Raw genomic sequence first — 14,087 nt, forward strand, 5'->3', positions numbered from 1 at the left:
AGTTTCATGAATTTGATTAGATTTTGGTAAAATTGACAGTTTTTTGTAAATTTAAGCAGATATCACTACATAAAAGTTAATCTTGCGTAACTTAAGTAACCAATACAAAACACCAGCACCTAAAAATAAAAAGACATTTTCGCTCTCAGTAATTATAGTTGCAAGAGCGGAAACGATAAAAATTGCCCAAAGAACTTTGTCATTACCAATAGATTTATTGACTAATTTATAAGAACTAAAAGCAATAATACCAATTACTCCTGCACTAATACCATAGAAAACGGATTGCATCCAAGACAAACCACCGAATTTTTTATAGAAAAAACCTAATACTAAAACCACTAAAAATGATGGAATTACAAAAGCAAAACCAACCAAAGTTGCTCCTAAAACCCCATAATTTACATAGCCCAAATAAATAGCCAATTGGGCAGCCAAAGGACCAGGAGCTAATTGAGCAAGTGCTAAACCTTCTTTGTATTCTTCTTCCGAAATCCATTGATTTTTTTCTACCAAATCTCGGTGCATAAAGCCCACTAATGCAACAGGGCCACCAAAACCTGTAGTGCCAAGTTTGAGAAAGTATAAAGCGATGTCAAAAATTGAGTATTTTTTTTGCATAATAAAAACATTTTCAATACAAATATATTAAAAATATTTAATCCATAGGATTTATAGGATATTTACATTGCATATAAAAATAGGAGTACCTTGCGGCACTCCTATTTTTATATTTTTATGAATCGAAATATCAGAAAAACTTAGCTCTGTTATCTTTGATGTTTGCGTTATCACGAATCGCTTGATTTGCCATGTATGAAGCACCGTACCCACCGCTACGTTGGGTGATTTGAGCTTTGTATTGGGTATAATCTGCAATTTCTGGAGCTTTTACAATACTTGTTGTTTCAACAATAAATACGCCGTTTTCGCCAACAAATGGTTTAGAACGCTTGCCTGGTTGTAAGCTAAAGATTTTGCCAATAGCGGCTGGGTCAACCCCTGGAGAGGTAAGCATACCTGCTGCTAAATTGATTCCAGTAGCAGTTTCAACTAAAGCACCAGCTCCGTATTTTTGAGCTATTTGCTCGAGCGGTCCAGAGACCCCACTTAATTTTTTCAAAATTTGCTCTGATTTTACGTCATTACGTACTTTAGTAGTCAATACATCTTTAAAATCATCAGCTTTTGGACTATCTTTTTCTGTTTTAGCTGTAATAGCTGCAACAATGAAACTGTCACCAATTTCAAAAACACGATTAGATACTGCATCTTTTTTAGTATCATCATTGAAAGCCCACAACACAACCTCACGAGCATTTTGAATCGTATTGAATGTTGCTGCCTCTGGGAATATTTTATCGGCTTTCAAAATAACTAATTTACCATCTTTTTTCACGGCAGCCTCAAACTCTTCTTTAGAATCGACAGTTGCACGCAAAGTTTCAGCTTTTTGGTAAATGGCATTGCGAGTGCCTTCGCTTGCTTGAAGCTCACGGCTGATAGTTGCAATTTTATATTTTGTATTCGATTTAGGTTCTGTTACTTTAATGATATGATAACCAAAATCTGTTTCGACTACATTTGGCATTAAACCTGTACCACCAAAAGCAAATACTGCACTTTCAAATGGTTTTACCATTGCACCGTTATTTTTGAAATAACCTAAATCTCCACCTTGTTGTGCCGAACCATCTTGGCTGTTTGCACGAGCCAAAGTTGCGAAGTCGGCTCCTTGTTGTAATTGTGCCAAAATGCCTTGTGCTTTTGCACGAGCAGCGGCTTTTACTGAATCAGGAGCAGCTTTATCGGCACGAATCAAGATATGACTTGTACGAACTGTGTAAAGTGAGTCTGTTGTGATGCCTTCAAATTTATGAATTGAGTAAGCATTACCATCTTTAAAAGGCCCAATTACTGAGCCTTGAATAGCCGATGCAAGAGCATCTTTCAATGTTCCAGTGATTTCGCCAGCACTACGCTCATAAGGAATACGTGAGTCTGAGTTCAAAGCTGCATAAGCCTTTGCATCTGGAGCCGCAGCCAATCCTTTAGCAAAACTTTTAATATCTTCATACAAGGCCGCACTGTCTTCTTTGGTTGGCATTACTTGATACACTACATAGTCGAATGAACGGCTATCGTAGCCTTTATATTCTTCTTTGTGCTTGCTCAAATAATCTGACAACTGACCGTCAGTTACCTTGATAGTTGTATCAATGATACTTGTATAAGGTACATATAAATAGCGAGTATCTGCCTTTGTGGCTTGTGCTTCATATTCTCTTTTAGCTTCGGCATTTGTTACAAATGTAGAGGCAGTGAGGAGAGCATTGTATTTTTCTAACAAACGTTGTTGAATTGCTTGCTCTTTAATTTGATCCCAAGCAGCTTTTTGTGGAGCTGGAAGTTGGTTCGATGCAGCAGCATTGATAAACTCAATATGACGATTACGGTCATATTGACCAGTTTGTGGGTCAGTAAATTGTTGTTTGATTAGTGGACTAAGGTTTTTTGTGCCTTGTACCATCTCACGAAGCTCATCAGGAGTAACTTTTAGACCTAATTTTTCAAATTCTTCTTTGTAAGTAATATCAAAAATCATTTGTTCCCAAACTTGGCTACGGAGTTGTTGCACTTCTTGGTCTTGCAAGGCTCTTCCTGCTTGTTGCTCATAATTTGTGCGGGCAACATCTAATTTTGCTTGAAATGCTTGGTAATCAATGCTCGTTCCAGCAATTTCACCTACTTTGTTATTATTACTACCAAATAATCCTCCTTGACCACTACCACCGCTGAATAAATCACCACCGACAATGAATAGAATGAGTGCAACTGCAATAACCGCCACTGCAACACCTGAACGCTCACGAATTTTGTTAATTAAAGCCATTTGTTTATTTTAATTTATTACTGGACTTTTAAGACTGTTTTATTGCAAAATTATTATATATCAAAAAATTGAGGTGCAAAAATAAGCAGATTCATATAGATTATCAAGGAAATCCAATTGATATATCTGTGATTTTAACAATTTTTTATGTTAAACAAGGTTTTAATGTGAAATAAGCCATCAGCTTTGTAGTGCAGATGTTAAAAAAAGCCCATGTTTTAAGGCATGGACTTTTAATATTTTACTTAATTTTTTTGTTTTTTAATTTCCAACTAAAAAATCATCAAAAAACTTCAATAATTTCTTTTGATAATCCTTTACCATTTTATCGTCGTTAAGCTCAATAAAAGGTCTGTCTTTTCTTGATTTTTCTTGTACTCTGGTCGTAGTATAAAAAAGTGTTTTGTTGTCTTCGTAAGGATGTTGTACCATTTTTATGTCGCAATCGACACGAGTATCAACTGTCTTTTTAAATAATCCAGTACTTTTGCGGTCTTTAAATACTTTTGATACCAAAAAACCTTCATCAGTATTTCGTTCAATAACTAAACCGATGCCTTCATCAAGTATTTTTCTTAATACCCTAACCCTTACTTGGTCGTAAGGCATACTATAAACCCGCACAACATTCGTGTCTTTTACAATTCTATTTCTGTCTTTATAAGTTTGGTTTCTAAATTCTTGAAATGCCGCTATTGTATCGGTCAAAGCCATTTTCAAAGAGAGTATCTCTGCTTCGGCTTTTTGATTATAGGCAGAATATGTTTTTTGAAGAATAGTTGTAGAATCTCTCGAAGTTCTCAATACTGATTTGTAATAATTATTAATTCCTTCTTGCGAAACTATTTGACTATTTTGTTTCGCCAATAGTTGATTGAGGGCATTAATCCCTTTAGTAAGTTTGCGGTTTCGCTGAATAAGTGCGTCAACCCTATTGCCGCTTCTTTTTTGGATTTTTTGGTTTTTTTGGGCAAATACTTGAAATGAACATAAAAATATACTTGCGAAAAGCAAATTTTTGCTAAAAGACTTAGCTGAAAGGTTTACATGAAACATTTTTAGTGGTCAATTAAGGGTTTTATAATGTACTTGATTTAGCAATCAAGTTTCCTGCAAATTTATATTGTAATACAATCTCACAAATTTAGATGATTCGAGGCAAATATTTATCTATTTTTGTGCGTTTTTTAAAAAAATATTTAACAATATATGAAACACACCCATTTATTCTATTCTGTTGGTTTATTTTTTATTATTGGTTTTTTATTGAGTTCTTGTAAAAATTCAGAAGAGATAGATGTATCTAACATTAAAGTTAATGTAAATATTCTGAGGTTTGATGATAGCATGATGAAATTACAAAATAAAGAGGAAATAAAGTCATTTTTGCAAAAAAACGTCAATTTTGTTCATCAATTTTATCAAACTTCGCCCCAAGATACGGCCTTAATCAACCGTATTGACCTGATTTGCCATAATGCTGATACAAAGATTTTTTATGAAGATACCAAAAAATCTTTTGGCGATTTAGCCGATTTAAAGAACCAATTGGAAATTGCTTTCAAGCACATTAAATTTTATTATCCTGATTTTAAAGAGCCTCAAATTATTACTACTTTCACCGCTCTTGATTCAGAATTGATGGTTTCGGATAATTTAATTGTGATACCTTTGGAAACTTTTCTTGGACCAAGGGCAAAATACCGACCACAATATCCAACGTATTTATTGCAAAGATTTGATAAACCTTATATTTTGCCTTCGATTCTGACGCTTTTATCAAAAAAATATAATCGAATTGACCCAAAAGACCGTTCGTTGATGGGCGATATGGTTTATTATGGCAAAAGCTATGAGTTTACAAGAGCGATGTTGCCCGATGTTGCCGATTCACTTGTTATTGCTTATGGAAATACCGAGATGACCAAAACTTGGAACTCTCAAGATTTGGTGTGGGCATATTTTCTTGAAAATAAGTTGCTTTATGAAACAAATGACCGAGTAAAAGAAAAGTATTTGGGCGACCGCCCGAAGGTTATTGAGATAGGCGAAGATTGCCCTGGAAGAATTGGGCAATGGTTAGGTTGGCGAATTGTGAGTCGCTACCGAACCGAAAACCCTTCTATTTCGTTAATTGATTTAATGGAAAACGCCAATGCCCGTGATATTTTTGAAAAGTCGAAATACAAAGGGCAGAAGGAAGATTGATTTGTAACACGATTGTCGAAATCGTGCATAACTAACATATAAAAATGGCAAAACGTAGCAGTAATTTTGGGGCAGGGGTTTCAGAAGAAGACAAAAAGAAAGTTAGTAAAGAAGGTTTCAATAAAGCATTAAAGATTTTTAGATTCACACTTCCTTATAAAGGAACATTTGCGGTGGGCTTTATTTTCTTGATTCTCTCGCAAATTACTTCTATGGCTATTCCGCTCTTGATGGGGCAAATGGTTGGTGCAATTGTATCGCCTAAAAATACTTCGACTGCCAATCCTGCCGAAATGCTGGGCGGAGGCAATATGGCGGTACAAAAACTTCAAAACCTTTTCAAATCTTCACAAGATTTTACTTTGAATGAAGTTACTGCAATTTTTGTGGTTTTGCTTATTTTACAAGCAGCTTTTTCGTTTCTTCGAGTTTATACTTTTACGAGAGTTTCGGAGAAATCAATGCGAGATTTACGTAAAGAACTTTATACCAAAATCATTACGCTTCCGATTACATTTTTTGAAAAAAGTCGTGTGGGCGAACTAATGAGTCGCATAACTTCTGATGTAACTCAACTGCAAGATGTACTTTCAATTACGCTTGCCGAACTTTTTCGCCAAGTTTTTACGCTTGTGGGTGGTGTGATATTGATTTCGCTTTTGTCGAGCAAACTGACGCTTTTCATGCTTTCAACTTTTCCTTTCTTGGTGGTTGCTGCAATAGTTTTTGGACGATTTATTAGAAAGAATTCCAAAAAAGTACAAGATGAATTAGCCAAAACTAATATTATTGTGGAGGAAACCCTACAATCGGTCAATGTTGTAAAAGCGTTTACCAATGAGCGTTTAGAAGTAAATCGCTACTCAATGTCGATTCAAAGCGTAGTAGATTATGCTTTGAAAGCGGCTACTTTTAGAGGTGGCTTTATTTCGTTTATCATTTTGGTTTTGTTTGGTGGTGTAGTTGGCGTTGTTTGGTACGGTGGCAATTTAGTTCTGTCGGGTGAATTGGCTTTCAAAGACCTTTTTACATTTATTATTTATACTGGTTTTATTGGTGGTTCAGTAGGTGGATTGGGAGATATGTATGCTCAAATTCAAAGAACCATTGGTGCTTCAGAACGAATTTTAGAAATTATTGATGAGAAGTCAGAAGTAGATGTTTCTCGAAAATTGGATTTTAAGAAAGCCGAAGGTAATGTTTCATTTGAAAATGTGGGCTTTTCTTATCCATCTCGTTCAGATATGGTAGTTTTGAAGGATATTTCGCTTGACATAAAGGCAGGTGAAAAGATTGCCATCGTTGGTCATAGCGGTGCTGGAAAATCTACGATTGTACAATTATTAATGAAACTTTATCCTTTAAATAAAGGTAAAATTTTGATTGATGGAAAAAATATTGAATCGCAAGATGTAACCGAATTACGTAGTAATATTGCTATTGTACCGCAAGAAGTGATGCTTTTTGGGGGAAGTATTTATGAAAATATTGCTTACGGAAAGCCAAATGCTACCGAAAGAGAAGTATTTGAAGCTGCCCAGAAAGCCAATGCTTTAGAATTTATAGAGTCGTTTCCTGATAAATTTCAGACTATTGTGGGCGAGCGAGGTGTAAAACTTTCGGGTGGACAACGCCAAAGAGTAGCCATTGCCCGTGCGATTTTGAAAGATCCTTCTATTTTGATTTTAGATGAAGCTACCAGTGCATTAGATTCTGAATCTGAAAAATTAGTGCAAGATGCTTTAGATGAATTAATGAAAAATCGTACGACGATTATCATTGCTCACCGTTTAGCAACAATCCGAAATGTCGATACTATTTATGTACTTAAAGATGGCGAAATTGCCGAAACTGGTACACATGAACAACTGATTTTGCAAGCCGAAAACCGCCCTGAAGGAGGAATTTATGCAAACTTGGTGAAATTACAGTTTGATAATGTAAATTTATTGGTTGAATAATGAGAAAAGTCAATAGCCGATGGACAAAGGTCGACTTTATGACTTGTTATAAAAATTAATGTGGAAATTGTAATTTTATGATATTCATAAGTTGGTTAATTTATTGATTATCAAATAGTTAAAAATATGTACTGTGGTTTTTTGACCATTGACTTAATATGAATCCTTCAAAAGATACTCTTAAAGAATATGAATTACGACATACGGGTTGTCGCTCAGATATTCTACAATCGTTTCAAAACTTCAACTTTGCTCTTTCACATGGCGATTTAGAAGAAAGGTTTGGAGAGCGTTTCGACCGTGTCACCATTTATCGTACCCTTAAAACATTTGTAGAAAAAGGAATTATACACAAAGTTTTAGACGATGAAGGCGGCACAAAATATGCCCTTTGCAAAAATTCAGAATGTAGCCACGATAACCATCATCACGAACACGTACACTTCAAATGCTTGCAATGTGGTAATACAACTTGTATTGAAAGTGTATATATTCCTGTGTTTAATCTACCTGAAGGTTATAAACGCACAGAAGTTAATATGCTCGTGCAAGGAACTTGCCCAAATTGTATTGCTTAAATAAGCACCTAAAAGTTTTTTTATCGCAAGGTAAGTAATCGAAAATCTTCAATCGAATAAATCGTCAATCACTCCTTATGTCCCAAAAAACAAAGATTTTTATTGCACTTGGCGTGGTTTATATCGTTTGGGGTTCTACATATTTAGGTGTAAAATATGCGATAGAAGTTCTTCCACCAATGTTGGTTTCGTGTACTCGTTTTCTTATTGGAGGAGTATTGTTGTTTTTATTTACTTTGCTGAGAGGCGATAAGTTTCCATCAATGAAGCATATCCGTAATGCGGCATTTATTGGGGTGCTTTTGAGTGGCGTTGGCAATTGTGCCGTTGCGTATGCCCTTCAATTTATGGCTTCGGGCTTGGTTGCTTTATTGGTCGCTACCCTTCCTGCATGGATGATTTTGCTTGACTTTTTGTTCTTTAGTAAGAAAAAGCCCACTTTTATTGGTTCCACTGGCTTGCTTCTTGGTTTAGTTGGAATGGCTTTTTTATTGAATCCTGCACAGCATATCGAACACCGTGAAATAGCGATGTTTCCTGCACTCGTGGTGTTTGGTGGGTCGGTTGCTTGGGCATTTGGTTCGCTAAAATCTCCTTATTTATCACTTCCAAAATCACTTCAATCAACTTCAATTCAGATGATTGTAGGAGGTTGTTTTTCGCTCATCATGAGTTTTATATTTGAAAAAAATCAGCTTCACGCTCTGCAAAGTATGACTCACCAAACCTATTTTGCAATGATTTATTTGGTTATTGTTGGCTCTTATGTTGGCTACACGGCTTATGTTTGGTTGATTAATAATGCTCCGCCACAACTTACGGCAACTTATGCCTACATCAATCCTGTGGTGGCAATCTTTCTTGGCTGGCTTTTTCTTAACGAACGCCTCACCTCTCGTACATTGGTGGCATCGGCAATTATTTTGGCAGGTGTTGCCCTCATGACCTTAGGAAGACGCAGAAAACCGAAAGAAATAGAGATTTAATGCAAAGTATTTTGTGGAAAAACTTAACAAAACGTACTTTTGATTATAATTCCTAAAAAAACTTAAAACTATGGTACTTCTTCCCAAACGCCTTACCTTTGTGTTTTCACTAATTATTTTGTTGCTCAGTATGGCTCTAACAACGCAGAAAACTCCGCAAGATTTCTCAAAGCAATTATTTGATAATCATGAAGATTTTAAGGAAAAAACTATTACTAAACGTCGTTTCAAGCATAACGATATTGTTCCTTTGATTGAAAACCTGCCTTTCGATGTACAGAAAATTGGCAAATCGTTTGAACAACGTGATATTTATCAAATCAAGTTGGGAAGTGGGAAAATAAAAGTATTGTTGTGGTCGCAAATGCACGGTGATGAGCCAACTGCTACAATGGCACTAATGGATATTTTTAAGTTTTTTCAAGCAAAAAGTGATAGTTTTGATGCTTTAAGAGCAAAAATATTAGAAAACTGTACGCTTTATTTTGTGCCAATGCTCAATCCAGACGGTGCCGAACGCTACCAAAGACGCACCGCTACCGATATTGATATGAACCGTGATGCCTTGCGTTTTCAGACTCCCGAAGGACAAATATTGAAGAAATTGCAAGAGGAACTTCAACCTGATTTTTCATTCAATTTACATGATAAAGGCACTAAATATAGTGCTGGGGCGAGCGGAAAACAAGCAACAATTTCGTTTTTGGCAACTTCCTATAATCACGAAAAAGAGTGGAACGCTACTCGCACACGAGCTATGCAGGTGATTTGTGGTATGCACGACGCCTTGCAACCGTTTATTCCTGGGCATTTGGGCAGATGGAACGATGACCACGAACCACGTGCATTTGGTGATAATATTGCTAAGTGGGGGAGTAGTTTGATTTTGATAGAATCGGGCGGGTACAAAGATGATATTGAAAAACAATTTATAAGAAAACTCAATTTTATTGCAATTTTAAATGGTTTACAAGCAATTTCTGAAAAATCGTATAAAAAATATAAGTTAAAAGATTACCAAACTATCCCGAATAACGATAGATATTTGTTTGATTTATTGATTCGTAATGCGGCGTTTGTGCAAGATGGTAAAGTAACTATCAAAGATATTGGAATTAATTTAAGCGAAAAAAACATCAACAACGCTACCGATTTTGAGTATTTGAGCGTTATTGAAGACCTCGGCGACCTTTCCACTTTTTGGGGAATCAAAGAAATAGACGCTAAAGACTTGAAAGTTAGTTTATTAAGTGAGTTTCCCGAGATTATTCAAAAGTATAAAATATCAGAGAAAATAGCACAAAATACGGAGCTAAACCTTGATGAAGCGGCGAGCTTTGTGTTGACGAAAGATAAAGAAGTGAAATATCTCATTTTGAATGGACAAATTAAATAACAGCCCTACCCAACCCTTCCCACTGGAGAGGGCTTTTAAATTTAGTAATTTTTATGTTCCATTACTACCCAAACAGGGGTTAGGGGTGGGACTATTGTTTTTTCTTTTGGCCTTCTCTACTTTCGCCCAAAAATCCTACGTTCTTGGTAGAGCAATCGATAAAGCAACTAAAAAAGGAATTCCGTCGGCTACTGTTGTCAATAAAAACACTAAACAAATTACAAGAACCAACGAAAATGGCAATTTTTTGGTGAGAGCATCGAAAGGTGATTCTATCAAAATTTCTTCGATTGGCTATAAAAATGCAGGAATTGAATGGGACGGCGTTACAATGGAACCTGTTATCGAAATGCGTCAAGATGCTATTGCTTTACAAGAAGTTGTGGTAAGAGATAAGCGTTTGGAGCAGATAAAAAAGCAAATTGATGAACTTTTGTCAACTCCTGAAGCTTCTACGAAGTTAAAATGGAAAGATATTTCAAACTTAATTAATACAAATACCTCAACACCAGGAACTATCGGCATTTCGATTGATGGACTTTACCAGCTTTTTAGCAAAGAAGGGAAAAGCCGCCGAAAGCTAGAGGCAATGAAGCAAGAAGATTTACGAAAGCTCTTGGTCGAGTACCGTTATAACTCTGAATATATTTCGTTTGTAACAAAACTCAAAGGGCAAGAACTGAAAAACTTTATGAAATTTTGTAATTTACCCGAAAATTTTGTGCTAAGTGCCAATGACTATGACCTCACTTTTGAGGTTTATAGATGTCTGGAAGAGTTTCAAAGATTACCGAGTTTTAAATTTTAGATAAGAGATACGGGATTTGAGAGAAAAGTATTTGTCTTCAAAAATCTTAAATACCATATCCCAAATCTCGTATCTAATATCCTGTATCTAATATCTAAAAATCATGCAAGAAATAATAATACCTCAGAGAAAACCACGCACTTTTATTGGTGAAGAGTTTGCTCTAAATTCATGGCAAGATGTAAAACCATTATATGAAAATCTGTTGTATCGTGAGCTTGCAAATGCTCATGATTTAAGAAAATGGTTCATTGACCGTAGTGAATTAGAGTCGTATTTGTCAGAAAATATGGCCTGGCGTTACATCAAAATGACTTGTGATACTGTAAGTGAAGAAAATCAAAAAAACTACCAGTTTTTTGTAGAACAGATTCAACCCGAACTCTCGGTTTATAGCGACCAGCTTAATAAAAAAGCTCTTGATAGTGCTTTTTTAGGTGAATTGACAGATGCGGGATTTCATATTATGATTCGTGGAATGAAAAAATCGGTTGAGATTTTTCGTGAAGAAAATATCCCAATAGAGACCCAAATTCAGACAAAACAAACTGAATATCAGGCAATTACCGCAGCCATGACCGTAAATATTAATGGTGAAGAACTAACTTTGCCAAAAGCTGGTGATTTGATACAATCTCCAAACCGTAAAATACGAGAAGAAGCTTGGTTAAAGATTGCTGAACGCCGCTACCAAGATCACGAAAAATTGGATTCATTATTTAATGAATTACGTGATTTGCGTCATCAATTAGCGGTAAATGCAGGTTTTCCCAATTTTCGTGATTATATGTTTGCAGCCATGGGGCGTTTCGATTATACGCCACAAGATTGTTTTAATTTTCATGAAGCAGTTGCAGAAACGGTCGTGCCTTTGGTCGATGAAATGACAAAAGAACGTTGTAAAAAACTATGTATTGACGACTTACGTCCGTGGGATTTGAAAGTTGACCCCGACGGAAAATCAGCTTTGAAACCCTTTAATAATGGCGAAGATTTGTTGGATAAGACAGTTGAATGTTTCCAAAGAATTGACCCAAAATTGGCGGACTATATTCGCATCATGCGACGTATGGGGCATTTTGATGTAGAATCTCGCAAAGGAAAAGCTCCAGGTGGTTATAACTATCCATTGGAAGAAATTGGAGTACCATTTATCTTTATGAATGCTACTTCAAGTTTGCGTGATGTAGTTACGATGGTACATGAAGGCGGACACGCAATTCATTCATTTGAAGTAAGAAACTTACCGATAAATTCTTTCAGAAATCCAACTTCTGAGGTTGCAGAATTGGCTTCAATGTCAATGGAATTGATTTCGATGGAACATTGGGGTGTTTTTTTTGAAAATGAAGAAGATCTAAAACGTGCTAAAATCGAACATTTAGAAGACATCTTGGAGGTTTTGCCTTGGATTGCTACCGTTGATAAATTCCAACATTGGATTTATGAAAACCCTACTCATACAATTGAAGAACGTCAGACTCAATGGCTAAAGACGTTTGAGCAGTTTTCAGATTCTGTTACAACTTGGAAGGGCCTTGAGCGTTTTAAACGTTATACTTGGCAAAGACAACTTCATATTTATGAAGTGCCATTTTATTATATTGAGTACGGAATGGCTCAATTAGGAGCAATAAGCGTTTGGAGAAATTATAAGCAAGATGCCCAAAAAGGCATAGATGGTTATCTAAATGCTTTAAAATTAGGTTATACCACTACAATAGGTGAGATTTATGAAGCGGCCAATATAAAATTCGATTTTTCAAGGGCATACATTGCTGAGTTGATGAACTTTGTAAAAACCGAGTTGGAGGACTTGAAGTAAAGTAAGAACGTAATTTTTAAAACTTACCAAAAAAGGGAAGTCTTTCATCTGCCCTTTTTCAGGACTATACACTATGCATTATACAATAGTAATTATTCGATTTTTGTTGTTTTCATTACAAAATCAACTGTGTTATTTTGAATATGTAATTCGTCATTAGTTGGGGCCTTCACAAGTTTAAAACTTATCGTTACGATGATAGTTGTTATGGTACAAACTTGAGAGGTAGAAATCGTGGTAGCACAACTTTTAAAATCCTCCTTATCATATTCTAAATTCAAGATATTACCTTCGGCAAGATACCATTCTCCTTCGATTTTATTGCCTTCTCTATCTATCATCGAAAATTTTGAATTGTTTTTCAAATCAATCTGAAATTTTCCATAATCAACCGAATTATTGGCATTATTTCGTGAATAAAGCAAAATATCCTTATCCATTACTGTTTCGGTGTTCCATGTGCCTTTCATTAATTTTGTCAATGCTAAATTTTGCGAAATAATTTCAGCTTGTGCATTATTCGGAGAAATATCATCCTTTGAACTACTGCAGGCAGTCATTAGCAAGCCAAAAACTATTGAATAACTTAGAAGTAAGGCATATGTTTTCATTGTCGAATGTATATTATAGATACAACAAATATTATAAAGAATTTTTAGAATTCAAAATATATTTTCCTTGAAATAATTTGCAATAACTTGATTATCAATTGTTTAGTTGTCGCTAATTCTGAAAAATAGGTTTTAAGAAACGCTTGTAGTAATATTTGTGTGAAGTGATATTTTATCTAAAACCTCAAAAAAGGAATCAACATCGCTACTTGTTTTTGATAGGCTTTATATTGTTCATCAAAGGTTAAAATCAATTTTTTTTCTTCAAAATAGATTCCTATCAATAAGTAAATTGTAACGGCTATCGCAGTAGATAAACTACGGGTCAAGGCATCTGAAATAAAAAATCCCCAAACTAAAAGTAAGATTCCGAAGTAAATAGGGTGTCTTACATATTGCAATAATCCATCTGTTTTAAGTTCTTGAGGTTCATTGTTTTTTTTGAAACCAATTCCACTAAATTCCGATAAATCGTATCCTTGTAGTGCTGTGGCGATAAAAATTACACCAAAAACACAAATAAATTTCCCTATAACTTGCTCATAATCAGATACTTGCCAAAGAAAAACCTTTTCTGTCGAAAATTGTAAATACAAAACAGGAATAAGCGAAGTAAAAGCAATTGCATTATACAATAGTCGATAAAAACGAAATTTTTCACCAGAAATTTTTAACATAAAGGCTTTAAAGAAATTGCTTGCCATTAGGCTATGAATCGCCCCATAAAGTAACCAAGCGAATGAGAGTAAAAGCATAGTGTTTTGTATTTGGGAGAATAGAATACAAAGGTTGTAAAAATATGATGAAATAAAAAATGCCTT

The 14,087-nt window shown here is 35.2% G+C and carries 12 protein-coding genes; 7 read left to right on the forward strand and 5 right to left on the reverse strand.

All coding sequences use genetic code 11. The features are described 5' to 3' along the window. Positions 1-51: 51 nt before the first annotated feature. The 3 genes from chrA to ACH2CJ_RS13150 all read right to left on the reverse strand — a co-directional run bounded on the left by chrA (position 52) and on the right by ACH2CJ_RS13150 (position 3,949). On the reverse strand, positions 52-621 hold the full coding sequence (chrA, locus tag ACH2CJ_RS13140; protein WP_394993302.1) for a chromate efflux transporter: 570 nt from the start codon (positions 619-621) through the stop codon (positions 52-54). A gap of 130 nt (positions 622-751) precedes the next feature. Then, a complete protein-coding gene (locus ACH2CJ_RS13145) occupies positions 752-2,893 on the reverse strand; it encodes a peptidylprolyl isomerase (protein ID WP_394993303.1) in 2,142 nt (713 codons plus the stop codon). A gap of 261 nt (positions 2,894-3,154) precedes the next feature. After that, positions 3,155-3,949 (reverse strand): hypothetical protein, encoded by a 795-nt coding sequence (locus tag ACH2CJ_RS13150; RefSeq protein WP_394993304.1) that lies wholly within the window; start codon positions 3,947-3,949, stop codon positions 3,155-3,157. Positions 3,950-4,102: 153 nt separating this feature from the next. Between ACH2CJ_RS13150 and ACH2CJ_RS13155 the strand changes: the two genes are divergently transcribed. From ACH2CJ_RS13155 to ACH2CJ_RS13185, 7 genes are all read left to right on the forward strand, one after another. Beyond that, entirely contained in the window at positions 4,103-5,101 is a 999-nt protein-coding gene (locus ACH2CJ_RS13155; RefSeq protein ID WP_394993306.1) for a gliding motility protein, read from the forward strand. A 44-nt stretch (positions 5,102-5,145) separates the two neighbouring features. After that, on the forward strand, positions 5,146-7,062 hold the full coding sequence (locus ACH2CJ_RS13160; protein WP_394993307.1) for an ABC transporter ATP-binding protein: 1,917 nt from the start codon (positions 5,146-5,148) through the stop codon (positions 7,060-7,062). Between the two features lie 158 nt (positions 7,063-7,220). After that, positions 7,221-7,640: a Fur family transcriptional regulator gene (locus ACH2CJ_RS13165; RefSeq protein ID WP_394993309.1), complete on the forward strand. Its 420-nt coding sequence runs from the start codon at positions 7,221-7,223 to the stop codon at positions 7,638-7,640. A gap of 77 nt (positions 7,641-7,717) precedes the next feature. Then, on the forward strand, positions 7,718-8,626 hold the full coding sequence (locus tag ACH2CJ_RS13170) for an EamA family transporter (RefSeq protein WP_394993310.1): 909 nt from the start codon (positions 7,718-7,720) through the stop codon (positions 8,624-8,626). Positions 8,627-8,696: 70 nt separating this feature from the next. Next, the gene (locus ACH2CJ_RS13175; RefSeq protein ID WP_394993311.1) at positions 8,697-10,022 is read left to right on the forward strand and encodes a M14 family zinc carboxypeptidase; all 1,326 of its coding nucleotides are present in this window, start codon (positions 8,697-8,699) and stop codon (positions 10,020-10,022) included. After that, positions 10,006-10,830, forward strand: coding sequence for a carboxypeptidase-like regulatory domain-containing protein (locus ACH2CJ_RS13180; protein WP_394993312.1), 825 nt, complete (start codon positions 10,006-10,008; stop codon positions 10,828-10,830). Before ACH2CJ_RS13175 ends, ACH2CJ_RS13180 begins: the two co-directional genes overlap by 17 nt. A 103-nt stretch (positions 10,831-10,933) precedes the next feature. Next, positions 10,934-12,655 carry a M3 family oligoendopeptidase gene (locus tag ACH2CJ_RS13185; RefSeq protein ID WP_394993314.1) on the forward strand — a complete coding sequence of 574 codons (1,722 nt, stop codon included), beginning with the start codon at positions 10,934-10,936 and terminating at the stop codon, positions 12,653-12,655. Positions 12,656-12,747: 92 nt separating this feature from the next. Here the strand turns inward: ACH2CJ_RS13185 and ACH2CJ_RS13190 are convergent, their stop codons facing one another. Further along, on the reverse strand, positions 12,748-13,266 hold the full coding sequence (locus ACH2CJ_RS13190; RefSeq protein WP_394993316.1) for a hypothetical protein: 519 nt from the start codon (positions 13,264-13,266) through the stop codon (positions 12,748-12,750). Between the two features lie 176 nt (positions 13,267-13,442). Next, positions 13,443-14,021 carry a methyltransferase family protein gene (locus tag ACH2CJ_RS13195; protein WP_394993318.1) on the reverse strand — a complete coding sequence of 193 codons (579 nt, stop codon included), beginning with the start codon at positions 14,019-14,021 and terminating at the stop codon, positions 13,443-13,445. Positions 14,022-14,087 lie beyond the last annotated feature (66 nt).

The organism is Emticicia sp. (genome assembly GCF_043780375.1).
GTDB lineage: Bacteria > Bacteroidota > Bacteroidia > Cytophagales > Spirosomataceae > Emticicia.